Source organism: Oscillatoria sp. FACHB-1407 (assembly GCF_014697545.1).
Classification (GTDB): Bacteria; Cyanobacteriota; Cyanobacteriia; order Elainellales; family Elainellaceae; genus FACHB-1407.
The window spans coordinates 297,734-316,547 of record NZ_JACJSA010000007.1; the positions used below are offsets into that span (position 1 = coordinate 297,734).

Consider the following 18,814-nt stretch of genomic DNA (forward strand, 5'->3'; position numbering starts at 1 on the left):
TTCGTTCAAAACTTACAGCTTGTCTCCGACGGCAAGCATCACTGAATAACATGAATTCGAGATCAGGATTTTGGCAGTTGAACCCGCTGCTATAAGAACAAAACCAACCTGCGTCAGTTCGTCTAACTTTTGATCTTCAGCCGTCTGCGAAATCAGATTTGGCTCCGGTATCCGCGATCATTCGCCAGAGGCTGAACTGTACGGGTTTGACATGGCCAAACTCCTCCACTCCCCATCTACTGACACTGCGACAGATCGAATGACGGCTGATACACTAGATAAGAACTTGGGGCAGATTTCTGCGTCAGGTTTGTTGTCCATCTGTTTTCTGGGATTGCTTGTGGCTAAAAGTTCCTTACAAAAACGCTCAACTCTCGATGCATCTCAGTTGATGCGACGGGCAGAAGATTTAATTAATGCCGCTTCCAACCGCTATCGCATCACGGTGCAGGTGGCAAACCGGGCACAACGTCGTCGTTTTGAAGAGTTTGATAGCTTAGACGATCCCAAAATGAAGCCAGTGATTCGGGCAATCATCGAGATGTCTGATGAGCTAACTCAGCCTGAAATTATCGGTGAATAAATGTAGGTTAAGAACCTGTGCGATCGCTGAAAGTATTTTCATCGCTGCCAAAATCCTTAAAATATGCGGCTCTGGTATGGCTCATACCAGGGCTGTTGTTCTTGTCTACGGCATTGCCACTGGCGGCTACATTCCCTACCTCTCAAGACCTTGGAAAGCAATCTGCTCAGCAGATGTTAGTCCAAGCTACTCCGGATGGGGCACCCCCCACAACTGAACGGGTTCGTCCTCTAGATGTGTGGCAGCAAGTGTATGAACGCTTGCCGGACTTGCCACGCGAAGACCAATACATCAGCAGTGAGACGGGACAGATTGCTACGAGCAGTACGTTGATCAGTCGCTTAATTCGCTATCACACCTTTGTTCGGGGGCGATCGCCCAACTATCGATTCGATTGGAAGCTTACCCTAGCCGATTACCTGGGTGTAAACGAATTGATCCGTTCTGCGGGCTACCCCGGTTATGACACGCTCACCGTCAATCCGCTCAGTGGCGATCGAGAGGCGATCGGTCAGCTAACCCGTGCTCAACGAGATACTTTAGTAAATGTTCTGGTTTCGGTGTTTACAACTGCAAATAACACTGCCTCACCCACTCCAACGACTCCATCTCGTCCCACGGCTACACCCCGTCCATCGGTCACTCCTCCAGTAATACAACCGCGTCCTGGTGATGCCCAACTCTTGCAACTCTGAGTTATGGCACGTCAACTGAAACAGGGAGCAGGTTGGCAATTGGGTTGGAACCCAGATGCCTCCGATTACAAAGGCTTAGTTGGCACGGATGAATGGGCGATCGAGCTAACCGAAGCCGAACTCGATGATTTTTGTCGTCTACTGCAACAATTGGCAGACACGATGGCTCAAATCGCAGCAGAGCTTATGGATGAGGAAAAGATAAGCTGCGAGGTCGAGAGCGACCTGTTATGGTTGGAGGCAGAAGGCTTTCCCCATGCCTATGCGCTGCGGTTGATCCTGCATACAGGACGACGCGCCCAAGGCTACTGGTCAGCGATCGCCGTCCCGGAGCTTATTCAAGCCGCTCAAACCCTCAAGGTTTTCTAAGGATCGTGAATCAAATAATCTGAAAAACGGCAACCCCCTGTACGGGCGCGGCATTCGGCAGAGGGTTCTGAAACAATGGCAAGGACTTTTGACCGAATGTCACGCCCCTACGCCAGGAATTACACCTTCATAAATTCGCGTTCCTTAGGATCGCGAATTAAACAATATGAGCAACCTCCTGGCTGTACGGGTTTGGCATTGCCAAACCCCTCCACAAAAATTGCATTTTATTTAGTCCACCATCCTAATCACCAACGGTGATCAGCAATCAGGCTACGGTTTAGTGTTAACACTCACAGGTCCGTTCACCAAGGTTTGACACGCTAGCCGATAAGTGTCAGGCTTCTTTTTGAGTTTCCGATTCTCAACATCCGTACGAGGCGATAGGTTTTCCATTCCCTCCACAATCTCCACAATGCAAGTGCCGCATTGTCCATAGCCTCCACAACTCATCATCTTGCCTACAAAGGTGTAGAGGTCAATACCATTCTCGATCGCCTTAAGCCTTAAATTGGCACCATCCGCCGCAATAACTTCCCGATTTTCTTTAACAAACTTAATATTAGCCATGCCTAGAATACCTTCTCTACGTCTGTGCTCTAATGGCATGAATTGCCAGGAGCACTGGTTACACACGACAAAAACTGCAACATTAAATAAATCTTAACAGTCCTCGTCTCTGCCAACTTAACGTCTGACTCAAAACAAACGCACAGTAAAAGCTCATAAAAGTTGGACTGATTCAAGACAATAACCAGTCCCAGGTCTTATGTTACAAACTCTTAATACTCTCTCATAAACTCAAATGACTTTGAAACAAGTCATTTCTGATCCGTCATTCTGCTTAAAACAGCTTTATAACAAGACTTCTGTCTATAGCAAGTCAGATCTAACTCTTAGTATTAACTGTTCTAAACCTTGCAACCTACAGGGTTTTTATGGAACACTTCTTTATACACTTTCATTTTTACAAACCTATTGTCAAACTGATGCCATTTATACTTTCCTTCCTTAGGAGGAAGCTATGGGCATAGGTTAGGGCTTCTGGTGTCCTAAATCTGGTAGGCTTACCTGTATCGGGCACCTTAATAAAAGGCTGAAGGAAGCGTTCAAACACAATTAGGAGGAGCGTAGTCGATGGGACTACCCTGGTATCGAGTACACACAGTTGTCATCAATGACCCAGGACGGCTGATTGCTGTACACCTAATGCACACCGCCCTGGTTGCAGGCTGGGCTGGCTCAATGGCTTTGTATGAGCTGGCTATTTTTGACCCCAGTGATCCTGTCCTGAACCCTATGTGGCGTCAGGGCATGTTCGTATTGCCGTTCATGGCTCGTTTGGGAGTCACTCAGTCCTGGGGTGGTTGGAGCATCACAGGTGAAACAGCTGTCGATCCTGGCTTCTGGTCATTTGAAGGCGTCGCCGCCGCCCACATTATTCTGTCTGGGTTACTGTTTTTAGCGGCTTGCTGGCACTGGGTTTATTGGGACCTAGAGCTATTTAGAGATCCACGTACAGGCGAGCCTGCTTTAGACTTGCCTAAGATGTTTGGTATTCATCTATTTCTATCCGGTCTACTCTGCTTTGGATTTGGTGCATTCCACCTGACGGGCTTATTTGGTCCCGGCATGTGGGTGTCCGATCCCTACGGTCTGACGGGTAGCGTCCAACCTGTTGCGCCATCGTGGGGTCCAGAAGGATTCAACCCCTTTAACCCCGGTGGAATTGTGGCTCACCACATCGCCGCAGGAGTTGTTGGTATTATTGCGGGTCTATTCCATTTGGCAGTTCGTCCTCCAGAGCGTCTGTACAAGGCGTTGCGGATGGGGAACATTGAGACGGTACTCTCTAGTAGTATTGCGGCTGTCTTCTTTGCGGCGTTTGTTGTTGCTGGAACAATGTGGTACGGCAACGCAGCTACGCCAATCGAATTGTTTGGTCCTACCCGTTATCAATGGGATAGCGGTTACTTCCAGCAAGAAATCGATCGTCGAGTTCAGGCTGAACTGGCAGATGGGGCAAGCCTCAGTGAAGCGTGGTCTGCGATCCCTGAGAAATTGGCTTTCTATGACTACGTGGGCAATAACCCCGCGAAGGGTGGTCTGTTCCGTACAGGTCCAATGGTCAAGGGAGATGGAATCGCTGAGGGTTGGTTAGGTCATGCTGTCTTCAAAGATAAGGAAGGCCGTGAACTGAATGTTCGCCGCATTCCTAACTTCTTTGAAAACTTCCCCGTTGTTTTGACTGATGCAGATGGCATTGTCCGGGCTGATATCCCATTCCGTCGTGCGGAGTCGAAATATAGTTTTGAGCAAGCTGGAGTCACGGCGACCTTTTATGGCGGTGCTCTGGATGGTCAAACCTTTACTGATCCCGCGGCTGTGAAGCAGTACGCTCGTAAAGCGCAATTGGGTGAGGCATTTGAGTTCGATCGGGAAACTCTCAACTCTGACGGTGTGTTCCGCACCAGTCCCAGAGGTTGGTTTACCTTCGGACACGCTTGTTTCGCTTTGTTGTTCTTCTTTGGTCATATCTGGCACGGCTCCCGCACCATCTTCCGCGATGTGTTTGCTGGGGTTGATCCTGATCTGTCTGAAGAGCAAGTTGAGTGGGGCTTCTATCAGAAGGTGGGTGATAAGACAACCCGCCGTAAGGAAGCGGTTTAACTTAGGCTTAGAAATGGTCTAACGGAAATCTTGTATCTTGTTAGACCATTTCTGTCTTTGTCTGTACACTGGTGTTAGTGGAACTGTTTAGGGACTTAAAACTATGGAAAGCGTTGCCTACATTCTGTTCCTGGCTGGTGCTATCGCGGTTCTATTTTTCGCGATCGCCTTTCGTGAACCTCCTCGAATTAGCAAAGACTAATCTGAATTCGTTCAGATTTGACATTACGACGGTTGCAATTGCCTGAGTTGTCCTTGTTTTTGGTTAAATTAACCTTTAGCCAAGTAACTATTTGGATAAACTCAGGTTTTTGCTATTAGGATTGCAGTATTATTGCCCGTAGTTTTGAAATTTGCCCAAGGGCTTGCCATGCGCTGTCCATTCTGCCAATTCACAGAAAATCGAGTGTTGGAGTCGCGATCGGCTGAGTCGGGGCAAAGCGTCCGGCGGCGACGAGAATGTTTACAGTGCAACCGCCGCTTCACGACCTACGAGCGAATTGAGTTTGTCCCGATTACGGTAATCAAACGGGATGGCGATCGCGAGTCCTTCGATCGCTCAAAACTGCTACGTGGCATTATGCGAGCCTGTGAAAAAACAGGAGTGTCTACGGTTGAGCTAGAAAATCTGGTAGACGAGATTGAGGCTGAGCTTCAACAGCGATCGGTTCGAGAGGTATACAGTAACGAAATTGGCGAACTCGTACTCAAGCATCTACAAACGCTCAACGAAGTGGCTTATATTCGATTTGCCTCTGTGTATCGCCAATTTCAAGGGATTCGAGATTTTGTTGATACCCTCAATCATTTGCAGAGCGTCACCGATAAAAGTAGTCCTTCCACGACATTAGACTCCGGAGATCTCTCTGCATCTGAGAATAATGTACGAGAGGCATCTCTTCGTCCCTAAACGGGTCGCCCCTAGAGGAACGCTGAACAATTTTTAATCATTGAGTGCTGCTTGTAGCAGTTGGTTTCTGCGTCGCTGTCATTGAGCATGACGCCTGGTTTTGAAGAACAATTCGATGCAAATCCCTTAAAAAGTCTAGAAACAATAACTTCTATCGCTTGAGTTGAGATATCATAGTTCTTCTAGGGTCTGACATCTGAGATGTAAATCTCATACAATAACTATTGGACTAGATGCTGGCTAGGTTTTGCCCTTGCCGCCTTGTACGCATCGAAAGGAGACCACTACTAACACGGAGAAACCACTAGGAATCATTAGCATGGTCAATCAGGAAATAACAGATATTGGTTTTACCCACGAAGATTTTGCTGCCCTTCTCGATAAATATGACTATCACTTTAGCCCGGGTGATATTGTTGCCGGAACAGTGTTTAGCTTAGAGCCGAGGGGCGCACTGATTGACATAGGTGCTAAAACAGCAGCTTATATTCCGATTCAGGAAATGTCTATCAACCGCATCGATAGCCCTGAAGAGGTGTTGCAATCAAATGAAACTCGTGAGTTCTTCATCCTCACCGATGAGAACGAAGATGGGCAGTTGACCCTCTCGATTCGTCGTATCGAATACATGCGAGCCTGGGAACGGGTTAGACAGTTGCAGAACGAAGATGCAACAGTCCGTTCCATTGTCTTTGCGACTAACCGGGGTGGTGCCCTTGTTCGGATTGAAGGACTCCGGGGATTTATTCCTGGTTCTCATATCAGCACTCGCAAACCCAAAGAAGATTTGGTAGGAGAAGAGCTTCCTCTCAAGTTTTTGGAGGTCGATGAAGAGCGCAACCGTCTGGTATTAAGCCACCGTCGTGCGCTGGTAGAGCGCAAGATGAATCGCCTGGAAGTTGGCGAAGTCGTCATTGGCACGGTTCGTGGACTCAAACCCTATGGTGCTTTCATCGATATCGGTGGTGTCAGTGGTTTGCTGCACATCTCTGAAATCTCCCATGACCACATTGATACACCCCACAGTGTTTTCAATGTCAACGATGAAGTCAAGGTCATGATTATTGATCTCGATGCAGAGCGGGGTCGAATTTCGCTCTCAACCAAACAGCTTGAACCTGAACCTGGCGATATGGTGAAGAACCCCAATATCGTTTATGAGAAAGCAGAGGAAATGGCTGAGAAGTATCGTGAGAAGATGATGCAAGCTCAAATGCCACCTGAAGAGGAAATAGTAGATTATTCTGCTGAAGAAGAGCCTATCTCAGCGGTTGACTAAGCGACTCTCTGATTGAATAGGGTCAATTCTCAATTGATTAAATGAATGAAAAGAGAGGGATTTCCCTCTCTTTTTTGTTCCTATCACTTCTGTAGCAACCGAGGAGTTGTCAGGACGAGGCGAAGTCTCACACCCCCCTTGTATTAACTGTCTCGACAGGTGCTGTAAGAAAACGCAGGTTTCTTTCACAGTGTGGAATATCGAGGCTTCAAAACTTTTGTCGGTTAACCAGGGTGTTGCAACACCCACCTTCTTATGGAGACTTGCATAGGTTTAGTGGGGCTAGACCTATTATTCCTTGAAGGATGGCTTTTATCTGGTAAGTCTATGGATACTCCTACTCAGTCACTGCTTTCTTGGTTGCGTAAGGTAGGGCGATCGCGCTCTGTTTCTGGTATCACTGCTGTCATGGTGGGGTTAACGACGATGGCGTGTGGAGAGCAACAGCCTGCTGCCATGGCTCCAGTGCTGTCGATGAACGACTTTCAGTTTTTTGTATTTAGATATAAAGCGCATTCTATTGAACCCTCCCCTGCCACTTTTACAGCTACTTCCAATCCCACACCCAGCCCTGTTTCGACGCCTACATCTTCGCCTACATCAACGACATCGGCTCCTCTGAATCGCAATCCATCCATTACTTGGAATGATATTCGTCGAGCAGTTGAGTTGAGTTTTCCCCCATCTGATCGCCCCGCTGTGCTCGACTCCCTCTCGGCTATTGTCAATCCACTGAATTCTTCTCCAGAGTATGCTCAAGCCGCAGTGCTGGTTTTGGGATATCGAGATCAGGAGGCAATCGATCAGTTAGCCTATACCGCTAGCGGAGATGCTCGTGACGTTCTGATTCAATTAGAGTCACCCGAAGACTATTTACCAGGAGTGACCATTCAAGAAATTGTGCGACGATATCGAGAGTTGCAATTACCAGTGCCTGGGCATCTGGAGGACAAGCTCAATTCCCCTCAACCGTCAAATCAGGGGTCTGGTCAAATGCCAGTCAGCACTCAAGCCCGATATCAAGAGGCTTTAAGAAATTGCACGGTGGGTACTTTATATTTGCCTGAACCAACCGGGCTTGTGCCCAACAGTATGATTTACATGGTCATTCTGGGACGTGAACAGGACCGTTGCCGAGTTGAGTATTATATTCAGGCAGCGGTTGCTGCTGAAACTCCTCGAAAATATTTAGATTGTCGCTATAGTCCGACCACGATTGAGACTTTAGTCAACAACCCTAATAACACCGAGTATTTGAACCGAGTGGTCACTCAAGAATGTGAAACCTCATCTTGAGTGGAAGCCATTTCTGTATTCCACAACGCCGAGTTAGTTATCGCTTTGGTCAGAAAGCTCAAAGCAAAGACAATAGCTCAAACCCTTATGCTAGGAAAACTTCCTGACTTGTCTCCGCCCTATCGAATGCGGCTACGGCTTTAACGTCAGGTTAGTTTAAGAGTCTAGCGAATGAATTCGCGGCTTTTGGCCTTGAAATGTGGAGAGGGTAGTTTTGTGGTTACGATTCGCTGTAATGAGATCCTATTTCAAAATATCCAGGCGATCGCCTTTGATAAAGACGGCACTCTGGCAGATTCTGCAACATTCTTACGCACCTTAGCGCAGCGGCGATCGCGCTTGGTCGATGCTCAAATTCCAGGCGTGCAGGAACCGTTACTGCTGGCATTTGGAGTGGATCGGCAATGGCTCAACCCAGCAGGGTTAATGGCAGTAGGGACTCGCCGGGAGAACGAAATTGCTGCCGCTGCCTATGTGGCGGAAACCGGGCGTGACTGGTTAGGGGCACTCAAGCTCGTTGAAAAAGCATTTGTCCAGGCGGATGCATCCATGACACGCAAAGCCGACCATACGCCTTTAGTTGAGGGAGCTTTATCCCTTTTACAGAGGTTGTCATCAGCAGGGGTGAGGTTGGGTATTCTGTCGTCAGATACCACCGCCAATGTCCAGGATTTTGTGCAGCGGTATGAATTGGAGCCTTATTTTCAACTCCAGATGGGAACGGACGGCACGCTAGCCAAACCTGACCCTAAGGTGTTAGAACAGGCTTGTGCCTGCTTGGGAGTATCGCCTCAACAGACCTTAGTTGTGGGAGATTCTCCTGTTGATATTGAACTAGCTCAGGCAGCGATCGCCGCAGGTTGCATTGCTGTTCATCGGGAACTGGATAACACATCGCATCTATCCAAAGCAGATGTCGTGATTCAACACTTTGACCAAATTCAATTGGGGTAGCCGTCTTAATCAAAGTGCATCCATCTTCACAAATTATTTAGGATTGCTATAAATTGCATTCAAAGTGATTGAAGATGTGTATCAATTTCCTTTAAATTAACCCTAATAATGAAGTTCTGTTTCTATTGCCAAAGTTTTCGACAGAGAGTAGGGTTAGTTTAACCATCCTTAATCGATCGGAATTGTGGTAATCTCCAATATTACAAAGCAGTTTCGATCCCCTCAGTCTCGATAGTCTTTCATTCTCAAAGAGAGGTCATATCCTTGCCCCGTCGCTACTTATTCACGTCCGAATCAGTTACAGAAGGTCATCCTGACAAGATTTGTGACCAGATTTCAGACACGATTCTCGATGCACTATTGGCTCAAGACCCAACGAGCCGAGTTGCTGCTGAGGTTGTGGTCAATACTGGATTGGTTTTGATTACTGGTGAAATCACCTCCTCAGCCCAAGTCAACTATGTTGATCTGGCTCGCCAAAAGATTGCTGAAATTGGTTACACAGACGCAGTCAATGGTTTCTCTGCTCAAAGTTGTGCGGTTTTAGTGGCATTGGATGCCCAGTCTCCTGATATTGCTCAAGGGGTCAACAAAGCGCAAGAACAGCGTGAAGAAGCCAGTGATGAAGAACTGGATGCGATCGGTGCAGGGGACCAAGGCTTAATGTTTGGGTTTGCTTGCAACGAAACCCCAGAACTCATGCCATTACCTATCAGCTTGGCTCATCGGATTTCACGCCGCTTAGCTGTGGTTCGTAAGACTGGGCAGTTGTCTTACTTGCGTCCCGATGGCAAAACTCAGGTCACGGTGATTTACGAAGATGGAAAACCTGTTGGTATTGATACCATCCTCGTCTCCACTCAGCACACCGCCACGATTGGCGACATCACTGATGAAGCAGCAGTGCAAGCCAAGATTAAAGAAGATTTGTGGTCGCTGGTGGTGCAGCCTGTTTTTAGCGATATTGATGTGAAGCCAGACGCTGAAACTCGTTTCCTGGTAAACCCCACTGGCAAATTTGTGATTGGGGGTCCTCAAGGTGACTCTGGTCTGACCGGACGCAAAATCATTGTAGACACCTACGGTGGTTACTCTCGTCATGGTGGTGGTGCCTTCTCTGGCAAAGACCCCACTAAGGTCGATCGCAGTGCCGCTTACGCAAGCCGCTATGTTGCTAAAAACATTGTTGCCGCAGGGTTGGCAGACAAATGTGAAGTGCAACTTAGCTATGCGATCGGCGTTGCTCGTCCAGTGAGCATCATGGTTGATACCTTTGGTACAGGTAAGATCGATGACGATCGCCTCCTGGAATTGGTGAAGCAGCATTTTGAGTTGCGTCCTGCGGGTATCATTCGCACCTTTAACCTCTCTCGTCTTCCATCTGAGCGGGGTGGCCGCTTCTACCAAGATGTAGCTGCCTATGGTCATATGGGGCGCACCGACCTGGAGTTGCCCTGGGAGCAAACTGACAAAGCGGCTCTCTTGAAGGAAGCTGCAACTAAGGAACTATCTGGCGCGGCCGTTTAATCGCTGTCAAGTTGTTCAATGCATGGATGGGGAATGCCGGAACACTTCACTTTGCTGAAGCTTCCAGTGGTGTTCCCCATTATCTTTTGGGTGGTGCATATGCATTTGAGGCTGTTCTAGTACAGCAAAAAATAAGTTTTGAAAGGGGTGAAGGGGTTCCACCCCTTCTTGGAGGCGAAGCCCCCAAACCCCCTACATTGCAGAACTTTGTGTTCGCAACACTAGTAGCAAAGTGCTGAGGACTGAGGACTGAGGGTTGAGGACTGAGAACTGAGAACTGAGAACTGAGGCTAAAGGGCAAGCCTCATATCACGTTCAAATTTGGGAGATGTCCTAATACCGATTTAATGTTTGATTGTGGCAGATCACTGGGTAGGGGCGTTTCGCGAAACGCCCCTACGGAATCATATGCAGCGAAGCCAATTCAAATTGGTATAACAAACCGTTCAGTTGCTGTGGAACCAATTTGCCGGATGCCTCGCCCCTACTAATCACCTGCGGTCTGTTCTGAAATCCATTGCAGGTAGGGCTTTGACCCCATCAAAATTGGAAGGGCGATGATTTCTGGCACTTCGTAGGAATGAATAGATCGAATGTGGGCTTCCAGTTTAGGAAACAGTTCTAGATTGGTCTTGATGACCAACTGCCATTCTTGTTCTTGACAGACTTTACTCTGCCAGGTGTAAACCGACTGAATTGGCATCAAGCTGACACAAGCGGCAAGATGGTTGGTCACTAAAGACTGGGCGATCGCCTCTGCCTCGGTTTGTGATGCAGCAGTTACCAAAATCACACCGTATTGGTTGGGTGTCTCTGCTCCCATAATCAGAATTTGTGATGAATCGGTTTAATCAAGAGCCATTTTCGGCACATCAATGTCGATGAGATGATCGACTGAGATTTGAGGAGTGCCACCGTTGACCGCACTCAAGTAGGGTGCAAAGTGTAATCCTTCCAGACCACGGTTGCTCGTTTTAGTGTGGAGATTACTTTCAGTTAAGTTCACCCCACTGAGGTCAATTCCCTGTAAGTCTAGTCCATTGAGATATGCGCCTTTAAGATTGACTCCATTGAGAAAAGCCCCTTGTAAATTAGCACCACTGAGCCGAGCACCGCTCAAATTAGCCCAATTGAGGTTGGCTCTTGACAGGGTTGCATTGCGCAGGTTGATGCCTTCTAGCTTGGCACTGCATAGATTAGCCCGATGTAAGTTGGCACTGCGTAAGTTACAGTTACTCAGGTTGGCTCCACTGAGTTTAGCCCCGACAAAATTGGCTTTAACTAAAAAAGCACCAGCCAGGTTAGCTTTGGTTAAGTCTGCGTTTGACAAATCTCCTTCGCTTAATTTAGCGAAGCTCAGATCTGCCCAGTTTAAAAATGTCTCGCTCAAATTGGCTTTGGTCAAGAAGGCGCGGCTGAAGTTTGCGCCCGTCAAGTTTGCGCCCGTTAGGTTGACCCCAATCAGAGTTGCCCCTTTCAGGTTTGCCCCTCGGAGATCAATACCAATGAAATCCCGCTGCCCTGCTTCGTAGCATTTGAGTAAGTAGCTAACGTCCATACGGAGATCTTGGAGAGGTGCTGATTGAGCCGTCTCCAACTAACTCCACCTTAGAGCAGCCTAACCACACTGTGGGAAAGCCTTAAGATTGCTTGACGAATAGGTAGGAAAGTCAACATCTTGGCATGTTGGTCAACAAGAGAATGGGGAGTGGGGAGTAGGGAATGGAGTGAAGAGGGGCGAGGCGGAAAGGTCGGGTTTCGTGAGCGATCGCGTCTGTATCGGGAAACCTTGAATCCAAAATCTCCAATCTAAAATCCAAAATCTGTATAGAGCCAATAGTCGAGCGTGACGGCTTCTCCTTGAACGGCGATCGCCCCTTTGTAGGTTGCATCAATCTCAATAGTGTGAAGGAACCAGTTGGGCAAGCCCTGGTTTGGCTGAAGGGATGGCTTGAGCAGAAAAGCGACATCAAACTGTTTCAATGCCTGCAATCCGCTGCCTGTTGCTTTCACCAGGGCTTCTTTGTGAGTCCAGAGCTTAAAAAAGGCATCTTGCCGTTCCTGGGGAGGTAGCGCACAAAGGGCTTCATATTCGTTGGGTGTAAAAAAACGTTGGGTCAGCGGTTCAACTTCGATCGGACGAATATATTCCAGGTCGATGCCGACGATACGGTCGAAGGCGATCGCATACAGAGCAGTGCCATGGGAGTGAGAGACGTTAAAGTACAGTGGGCACTCCTTTGAGAAGGGGCTATGGCTAGGAAAGTTGGCTAGTTGGGGTTTGCCATATGTCTCGTAGATAAATTGCAACGTGCTCGGAGCGCACTGGAGATAGCGGGCTAGTAGCGATCGCAAAATGCCACGGTTGACGATGAAGTGTTGCCGATGCACATCAGCCACATACTTGTTGGCTCGAATCTGCTCATCCTCACTGAGGGTATGAATAAACTGTTGCCATTGGGGCGCAAGCGATCGCGTGTTGACTCGCCACACATGCACCGTGTTGGGGGTTAATTCGAGGGTTGCAGGTGGAGCCGTCCAAACAGGATAAGTTGCCATGAGAAGGCGATTGTAAATGGTGGTGAGTTATGGGTATTGCTTGACAAGCGATCATCAAGGATGCTGAGGAACGCGAATTAAATAAGTTCGATCTTCGGCAGGGGCGGGTTTTGCCATCAAATTCATCGCAATGTGCAGATGGGTCTGCTAAACCGTCTGTACAGTTTGTAAATCTATTAAATCTACGATTCTTAGCTACGCATCCACGCATCTGTAAGGGCAGTTCGCGAACCGCCCCTATCCCATCTGTCGGTTTACTGCTGGAAATTGGTTTTATGCTCAAACCCATCATTTTGTTGTGCATCTCTAATATTTTCATGACCTTTGCCTGGTACGGTCACTTAAAGGATCTGAAAGCGGCTCCTCTGTGGGTGGCGATCGCGGTGAGTTGGGCGATCGCGTTTCTGGAGTATTGTTTTCAGGTGCCCGCTAATCGGTTGGGTAGTCAATATTTCAATTTGCCGCAACTCAAGGTGATGCAAGAGGTGATCACAATGGTGGTGTTTGCAGGCTTTAGTGTGGCGTATATGAAAGTGCCTGTGACTCGCAATTACTTTTTTGCAGCGATGCTTTTGGCAGGTGCAGCCTACCTCATTTTTAGTGAACAACCTGAGTGATTTGCAATCTAGGGTTGGTAGAAGCGAAGCATTCGTTGAAACCATCGCCATTGTGCGACAGAGTTGATGTAACTGAATGCTTTACCCCTACACATGGGTGATGTCTTCAAATCAATGCTTGAAGCAGGGCTTGCAGTTTCAGCCTGACCTCTGCGACTTCGCGATCGGGATCTGATCCCGCTACGATGCCTGCCCCTGCATAGAGGCGGGCATGTGCCCCATCAATGAGGGCAGAGCGAATACCGACAATAAATTCCGCATTGCCCTGGGCATCAACCCATCCCAGGGGAGCAGCATAGAGCGATCGCTCAAATCGTTCATATTGTCGAATCAGTTCCCCTGCAATCTCTCTAGGCATTCCTGCAACCGCAGGCGTTGGGTGAAGCTGTGCCAACACAGACAATGGATGCAGATGGCTTGGCACCACGGCATGAATGGGGGTGTGCAAATGCTGAATGTTGGACAATGACAACAACGTCGGTGCGGAGGGAAAGTGAGGGGTCAAGCCCAATTGCGCGAGTTGCTGGGTGAGAAAGTCCACGACGACTCGATGTTCTCGCTGCTCTTTTTCGCTGTTGAGCAGGCGTTGGGCTGACTCTGCATCCTCAATGACCGTTTTGCCTCTGGGGGCTGAGCCTGCCAGAGCATCAGTGATGAGTTTGCGATCGCGAATGCGCAGTAGTCGCTCTGGGCTAGCTCCAATAAACGTCTGTCCTTTGCCATTGTGAATCGAGAACACACAACAATCTGCATAAGAGTGGCGCAGGCTGTGGAGAGATTGGAGCCATTGAAAGGGACGATGTGACACGACGTCAACGGCGTGAGCCAACACAATTTTGTTGAGATGACGAGCACGAATCGCTTTTAAAGCCGCATTGACGGTTGCTCCAAAGCGATGTGTATCGCTGATTTTCCAGTTTGAATCGTAATTAGAAGTTTTGTGTACAAACGTAAAATTATGGCGTTTTAATCTGCAAATTGCTTGATATTTCTGCCAAAGTGTGTCAGTCAAATTCTCAATATTTGATTGAGCATGAATTCTCAAATTTGCTGTTAGTTGAGTTTGGTTTTGTTGGTGAATAATTTGCCACTGAGGAAGTAAAACCGTCGCTACGGAAAAAGGAGATTTAGAAGCCTTGCAGCTATCAAAAAAGGTAAACCCACAGAAGAAATGAGGGGTAACTGTCGGTGGGTTAATGGCATGAGTGGTGATGAACTGCTCAGAGCAAGATTGGATAAATTGCTGAACCTCAAAAAAACGCTGTCTCCCTTCAGTTTCAAAGGCGATCGCCTCTCCTAAAGCAACGATTGCTTCTCCCTGAGCACCCTTTTCAAAATAGAAATGAGGTTGATTGGTTTGAGAAAACTCTTGCAACAGGATCAGAGGATCAATGCATTCTATCTCTGATGAAATACTGGCAATTTGAGGTTGGTTTTTCTCAAGGGATTTCTGTTGACAAAAACAGAGGAATTGATACAGATGCTTGCGGTCTTGAAATAGATCGGTTTGATGAAGTGCAACTGGCATGGAAGCGAGGATGTCAAAGATTTTTAAGATCAAATTTCAATCATTAACTATCACTACAGGTAACATACTTCTGTGACTGTTGGGGTGAGAAATGTAGAGGGGTTGGGGGTTAGAGAGTAAAGCCATGGAATCTGTATCGGTGGAAGCTCTGTTGGGGGCGTTTGGCACCTGACTGAAAACTGGCTGATGTTGCTCGATAAACGGGCTTATACCCTTCTGAAGCAACAGTCTGAACCCTTGCTGTCGTAGAATTGTGAGGTTGCAGCGATGCTCGTGCCGCATTATGACTACAAAATCTCTGCCTTTGCCTAAGTCTAAGCTGTGGTTAGCCGCCATTAAGCCGCCTATGTATAGCGTGGCGATTATGCCCATTTTGTTGGGAACGGCGATCGCCTTTGCGGAGACAGGTGTGCTTCAAGCCAGGACTCTGTTGACGTTTCTGCTATCTGCCATTTTGATTTTGGCGTGGGAAAACCTGGCAAATGATGTGTTCGATTCTGAGACAGGAATCGATCGCAATAAACATCATTCCCTGGTCAACCTGACGGGTAGTCGGTCGTTGATTTTCTGGTTGGGCAATTTTTGTCTGGGTTTAGGAATTGCGGGAATTGTGGCGATCGCCTGGTGGCAACGTGACCCAACGATCCTGATCTTGATTCTGGTCTGCTGTGGGTTGGGCTATCTCTATCAGGGTCCACCCTTTCGATTGGGCTATCAGGGTTTAGGCGAGATCTTGTGTTTCTTGAGCTTTGGTCCCCTGGCAGTATCGGCAGCCTATTACAGCCAGGTGCAAACCTGGTCAGCCGCTGCCTTAGTGGCATCGGTGATTTTAGGAATCAGTACAACTCTGATTTTGTTTTGCTCCCACTTTCATCAGGTGAGTGACGATATCGCCGCCGGAAAGCGATCGCCCATCGTGCGGATGGGAACTCGACGCGGGGCTCAGTTATTGCCGTGGGCGTGTGGGAGTCTCTTTGGATTGACCGTGTTGTTTGTTGGACTGCAATGGTTTCCCCTGTGGACGTTGCTCATTTTTGGCAGTATGCCCTCTGCTGTTAAACTTTGTAGCCATGTTGGCAAGTATCACGATCAGCCTGAGCAAGTCAGCAACAGCAAATTTATTGCCGTTGCGCTGCATTTTTGGAGTGGTCTTTTATTGTGTTTAGGGTTTGTCCTTTGAGCAAAGGCAGAATGCAAGTTGAAAAACTCTGTCAGAACGTTTTGCAAAACGCCCCATCCACTCAACACAGGGAAACCTGACCCAGTTAAACCTTGGCTACTGCAACTGCACTCACATCGGCGTTGCGATCAAAAATGACACGGGGTTTCAGCAAGATGCGAAATAGCAGAAATAGCGATTGAAACTCGCCCGGGGTTTGGTGCCGTCGCCATTGTCCTGGGCGACAAAACAACATCTCCACTAAACGTCGTTGCTGTACAAGGGTCATTGACTCAAACATAATGCGAACGGTTGGGTATTCGTCATAGACCCCGGTTCGGCTCACTTCTCCGCGCAGGGTTAGTCCTTCCTCCAGGATGGTCAAGCTGACACTGATCGGCTCAGCTGTAGCAATGCCAGGAAATCCACCTTGAGTCAAGGCGACCTCTGCTCCGACCTCAGATACCATCGTTGTGATGCCCCAAAAGGTTTGGTCATCCACGGTTAATCGCACTGTGCGGCGCAGGTCAAACCACTCATGGGGGTGGGGACGTGGGGCATCGAGTAATATCAGCAGCGCGATTCCCAGGAGCATCAGGTTATAAAGGCTCCAGATCCAGCCCAAGCCAATGCCTTTGACTTGCATTGCCACTTCTGGAGGAACGGTAGTTTGCCATGCCCCTTTAATCATGCAGATGCCCAGGTTCATCCACAGGCTGACTGCTGTTAAGCCAAACATGATCAGGAGAGGCCAGGCGAGATGCCAGTTGAAATAGAAGCGATCGCTGGCTGTGCCTTTGGGGGTGACTTTAAACCCAGAGCTGAAGGGACTGAGAATTGCCTGAATCACCGTCACCGTCAGCGGAAAGCAGAGAACCAGGGAATAAATATTTGTCAACAGGGCAGAGCGGGCGCGGTAGTTGAGCCAGGAAAAAACCGCCAACTGCACAATGTAATAGGGCAAAAAGAAATATAACAACTCAGCCGCAGTGGCTCGAATGGGAATCACACCCAACCAGGCATAGGTGAGTGGCATCAGTAAAAAGACGACCTGAGCAATGCTGGTGAACCAATGCAGCAATCCCTCGAAGTGTGCCAATCGTTGCAGCGGACTTAACCCGCGAATCGTCAATGGATTGGCTTCAATAAAGAAAGCTTGCAATGTGCCGCGTGCCCAACGTAATCGCTGGGTGGCGTGGGCAGCAATGTTTTCGGCAGCCAGTCCGGCACTCAGCTTTTCGTCCAGATAGATGAGTCGGTAGCCCTTAGCGGATAGGCGAATGCCTGTGAAGTAATCTTCGCTCAACGATCCGGTAAAGAATCCGCCTGTCTCTTCGAGGGCACTGCGCCGCACCACAAACGAGGTTCCCGCACAAACGACACTGCCTACCCCATCGCGAATGGGTTGAATTTGGCGATAAAATACCTCTTCTTCGGGCGTGAGCACGTTTTCTAAACCCAAATTGCGGGCGATCGGGTCGGGGTTATAAAAGCTCTGCGGGGTTTGGATCAGGGCGACCTGCGGATCTTGAAAAAAGCCAACCGTGCGGGTCAAAAAGTTAGTAGTGGGCACAAAGTCGGCATCAAAGACTACAATCAAATCCCCTTTGGTGTGGGCGATCGCGTGATTCAGGTTGCCTGCTTTGGCATGACGGTTATCTGGGCGGGTCATGTATTCGCAGCCCAGTTCCTTGGCTAATTCCTGCATTTCAGGACGGCGTGTGTCGTCCAGGAGATAAACCGTTTTATTGGGGTAGTCCAATGCCTGACAGCCAATGATAGTGCGCCGCAAGATGAACGTTGGCTCGTTGTAAGTCGGAATCAAGACATCAACGCTGGGGTTAAATTTACTATTCAACACATCCAGCGAGAGAATGTCAGCTTCTCGACGGCGATCGCTGACTCGCAACATCAGAAATAGCTGGATCACACTGCTGCCGAGCACCAACAATTCCATCACAAATAGCCCCAGACTAAACACACCATTGATTGGGCTGTCGAGGTTCAAGGTGCTGAGCGATCGCCACAGCAGATAACGCAGCGTTAGTGCCAGCAGAATGGTGACGACAAAAAAGCGGGACCACGTTCGTGGCGATGGCGAGATTTTCATAACAACTAGCACCATGATGAGCAGAATGACCGACGGAAGAAGGAGGTAGCGTCCTGCTACCATAGGCACTTCTAACCACAGAGGAGGTGCCTGCTCCATTGCGTTCCATTGGGCAAAGATTTTGGCAATGGCTCCCTGACCTGCAAACCAGGCAGCAGTAATTGCCCCTGCCAAAAACACCACACCTAGCATGGCGATCGTGGTGACTTGAGGACGTAGAGCTTTTCTAGATTGAGAGTTGCGCCCTCTCTCTTTGACCATTTGTGAAGTCGCCATAACACCGCCTCTAAGGTGATTGGTGTGAATCGTGCAAGCTGCTTAATGGTATTTGTGATTGAGTATGGTGATCACTGTAGTGCATCGATAATGGATAACTGTGTTGCATCATTCAGAACTACGTCAAACCCACCTGATTTAGATTGAATATTTTTAATAGCGATAGGAGTAAAAGGACTGAGCTATTTTTTCTTTGAAGTTAGCCATTTCTAAGCTGAAAGAAATTGTTACATAATTCTTTAAAAACCTCATCCACCGATCTCACCTGAGTTGTAAGAAGTC

Annotated in this window: 18 protein-coding genes; 12 read left to right on the forward strand and 6 right to left on the reverse strand. The window is 48.3% G+C overall.

Annotated elements, in window-relative coordinates; all coding sequences use genetic code 11:
- Positions 1-340: 340 nt before the first annotated feature.
- Genes H6G89_RS35030 through H6G89_RS14360 form a run of 3 tightly spaced genes read left to right on the forward strand, consistent with a single transcriptional unit; the run spans position 341 to position 1,647 of the window.
- On the forward strand, positions 341-583 hold the full coding sequence (locus H6G89_RS35030; protein WP_309229881.1) for a DNA-directed RNA polymerase subunit omega: 243 nt from the start codon (positions 341-343) through the stop codon (positions 581-583).
- A gap of 17 nt (positions 584-600) precedes the next feature.
- On the forward strand, positions 601-1,278 hold the full coding sequence (locus H6G89_RS14355) for a hypothetical protein (RefSeq protein ID WP_190507342.1): 678 nt from the start codon (positions 601-603) through the stop codon (positions 1,276-1,278).
- Positions 1,279-1,281: 3 nt separating this feature from the next.
- Entirely contained in the window at positions 1,282-1,647 is a 366-nt protein-coding gene (locus tag H6G89_RS14360; protein ID WP_190507344.1) for a DUF1818 family protein, read from the forward strand.
- 273 nt (positions 1,648-1,920) lie between these two features.
- On the opposite strand, the gene H6G89_RS14365 is transcribed toward H6G89_RS14360, so the two are convergent.
- On the reverse strand, positions 1,921-2,217 hold the full coding sequence (locus H6G89_RS14365; protein ID WP_190507346.1) for a 2Fe-2S iron-sulfur cluster-binding protein: 297 nt from the start codon (positions 2,215-2,217) through the stop codon (positions 1,921-1,923).
- A gap of 567 nt (positions 2,218-2,784) precedes the next feature.
- On the opposite strand from H6G89_RS14365, the gene psbB reads away from it, so the two are divergent.
- From psbB to metK, 7 genes are all read left to right on the forward strand, one after another.
- Positions 2,785-4,317, forward strand: coding sequence for a photosystem II chlorophyll-binding protein CP47 (gene psbB / locus H6G89_RS14370; protein WP_190507348.1), 1,533 nt, complete (start codon positions 2,785-2,787; stop codon positions 4,315-4,317).
- 103 nt (positions 4,318-4,420) lie between these two features.
- Complete coding sequence (locus H6G89_RS14375) at positions 4,421-4,519, forward strand: photosystem II reaction center protein T (protein ID WP_190507350.1); 99 nt, start codon at positions 4,421-4,423, stop codon at positions 4,517-4,519.
- A gap of 168 nt (positions 4,520-4,687) precedes the next feature.
- Positions 4,688-5,227: a transcriptional regulator NrdR gene (nrdR, locus tag H6G89_RS14380; RefSeq protein ID WP_190507358.1), complete on the forward strand. Its 540-nt coding sequence runs from the start codon at positions 4,688-4,690 to the stop codon at positions 5,225-5,227.
- Between the two features lie 319 nt (positions 5,228-5,546).
- Complete coding sequence (locus H6G89_RS14385) at positions 5,547-6,506, forward strand: 30S ribosomal protein S1 (protein ID WP_190507360.1); 960 nt, start codon at positions 5,547-5,549, stop codon at positions 6,504-6,506.
- Between the two features lie 327 nt (positions 6,507-6,833).
- Positions 6,834-7,802, forward strand: coding sequence for a hypothetical protein (locus H6G89_RS14390; RefSeq protein WP_190507363.1), 969 nt, complete (start codon positions 6,834-6,836; stop codon positions 7,800-7,802).
- A 171-nt stretch (positions 7,803-7,973) separates the two neighbouring features.
- Positions 7,974-8,756 carry an HAD family hydrolase gene (locus H6G89_RS14395; protein ID WP_199336710.1) on the forward strand — a complete coding sequence of 261 codons (783 nt, stop codon included), beginning with the start codon at positions 7,974-7,976 and terminating at the stop codon, positions 8,754-8,756.
- Between the two features lie 264 nt (positions 8,757-9,020).
- Positions 9,021-10,283, forward strand: coding sequence for a methionine adenosyltransferase (gene metK / locus H6G89_RS14400; protein WP_199336711.1), 1,263 nt, complete (start codon positions 9,021-9,023; stop codon positions 10,281-10,283).
- A gap of 487 nt (positions 10,284-10,770) precedes the next feature.
- On the opposite strand, the gene cutA is transcribed toward metK, so the two are convergent.
- The 3 genes from cutA to H6G89_RS14415 form a co-directional block, all read right to left on the reverse strand.
- A complete protein-coding gene (gene cutA / locus H6G89_RS14405; RefSeq protein WP_190507365.1) occupies positions 10,771-11,106 on the reverse strand; it encodes a divalent-cation tolerance protein CutA in 336 nt (111 codons plus the stop codon).
- Between the two features lie 24 nt (positions 11,107-11,130).
- Positions 11,131-11,841 carry a pentapeptide repeat-containing protein gene (locus tag H6G89_RS14410; RefSeq protein WP_190507367.1) on the reverse strand — a complete coding sequence of 237 codons (711 nt, stop codon included), beginning with the start codon at positions 11,839-11,841 and terminating at the stop codon, positions 11,131-11,133.
- A 251-nt stretch (positions 11,842-12,092) separates the two neighbouring features.
- Positions 12,093-12,842 (reverse strand): 4'-phosphopantetheinyl transferase family protein, encoded by a 750-nt coding sequence (locus H6G89_RS14415; protein WP_190507373.1) that lies wholly within the window; start codon positions 12,840-12,842, stop codon positions 12,093-12,095.
- Positions 12,843-13,117: 275 nt separating this feature from the next.
- Here H6G89_RS14415 and H6G89_RS14420 point away from each other — a divergent pair, with 275 nt between their 5' ends.
- Positions 13,118-13,459 carry a DMT family protein gene (locus tag H6G89_RS14420; protein ID WP_190507375.1) on the forward strand — a complete coding sequence of 114 codons (342 nt, stop codon included), beginning with the start codon at positions 13,118-13,120 and terminating at the stop codon, positions 13,457-13,459.
- 106 nt (positions 13,460-13,565) lie between these two features.
- Here the strand turns inward: H6G89_RS14420 and H6G89_RS14425 are convergent, their stop codons facing one another.
- A complete protein-coding gene (locus H6G89_RS14425) occupies positions 13,566-14,987 on the reverse strand; it encodes an isochorismate synthase (protein ID WP_190507377.1) in 1,422 nt (473 codons plus the stop codon).
- 283 nt (positions 14,988-15,270) lie between these two features.
- Here H6G89_RS14425 and menA point away from each other — a divergent pair, with 283 nt between their 5' ends.
- Positions 15,271-16,167, forward strand: coding sequence for a 2-carboxy-1,4-naphthoquinone phytyltransferase (gene menA, locus H6G89_RS14430; RefSeq protein WP_190507379.1), 897 nt, complete (start codon positions 15,271-15,273; stop codon positions 16,165-16,167).
- A gap of 85 nt (positions 16,168-16,252) precedes the next feature.
- On the opposite strand, the gene H6G89_RS14435 is transcribed toward menA, so the two are convergent.
- Positions 16,253-18,532: a glycosyltransferase family 2 protein gene (locus H6G89_RS14435; protein WP_190507381.1), complete on the reverse strand. Its 2,280-nt coding sequence runs from the start codon at positions 18,530-18,532 to the stop codon at positions 16,253-16,255.
- Positions 18,533-18,814 lie beyond the last annotated feature (282 nt).

Coding starts and splice junctions, on each gene's coding strand:
- H6G89_RS14420 (WP_190507375.1), top strand. CDS start 13,118: ATGCTCAAACCCATCATTTTGTTGTGCATCTCTAATATTTTCATGACC.
- H6G89_RS14390 (WP_190507363.1), top strand. CDS start 6,834: ATGGATACTCCTACTCAGTCACTGCTTTCTTGGTTGCGTAAGGTAGGG.
- H6G89_RS14435 (WP_190507381.1), bottom strand. CDS start 18,532: ATGGCGACTTCACAAATGGTCAAAGAGAGAGGGCGCAACTCTCAATCT.
- H6G89_RS14385 (WP_190507360.1), top strand. CDS start 5,547: ATGGTCAATCAGGAAATAACAGATATTGGTTTTACCCACGAAGATTTT.
- H6G89_RS14395 (WP_199336710.1), top strand. CDS start 7,974: ATGAATTCGCGGCTTTTGGCCTTGAAATGTGGAGAGGGTAGTTTTGTG.
- H6G89_RS14365 (WP_190507346.1), bottom strand. CDS start 2,217: ATGGCTAATATTAAGTTTGTTAAAGAAAATCGGGAAGTTATTGCGGCG.
- nrdR (WP_190507358.1), top strand. CDS start 4,688: ATGCGCTGTCCATTCTGCCAATTCACAGAAAATCGAGTGTTGGAGTCG.
- psbB (WP_190507348.1), top strand. CDS start 2,785: ATGGGACTACCCTGGTATCGAGTACACACAGTTGTCATCAATGACCCA.
- H6G89_RS14415 (WP_190507373.1), bottom strand. CDS start 12,842: ATGGCAACTTATCCTGTTTGGACGGCTCCACCTGCAACCCTCGAATTA.
- H6G89_RS14410 (WP_190507367.1), bottom strand. CDS start 11,841: ATGGACGTTAGCTACTTACTCAAATGCTACGAAGCAGGGCAGCGGGAT.
- menA (WP_190507379.1), top strand. CDS start 15,271: ATGACTACAAAATCTCTGCCTTTGCCTAAGTCTAAGCTGTGGTTAGCC.
- H6G89_RS14425 (WP_190507377.1), bottom strand. CDS start 14,987: ATGCCAGTTGCACTTCATCAAACCGATCTATTTCAAGACCGCAAGCAT.
- H6G89_RS14360 (WP_190507344.1), top strand. CDS start 1,282: ATGGCACGTCAACTGAAACAGGGAGCAGGTTGGCAATTGGGTTGGAAC.
- H6G89_RS14375 (WP_190507350.1), top strand. CDS start 4,421: ATGGAAAGCGTTGCCTACATTCTGTTCCTGGCTGGTGCTATCGCGGTT.
- cutA (WP_190507365.1), bottom strand. CDS start 11,106: ATGGGAGCAGAGACACCCAACCAATACGGTGTGATTTTGGTAACTGCT.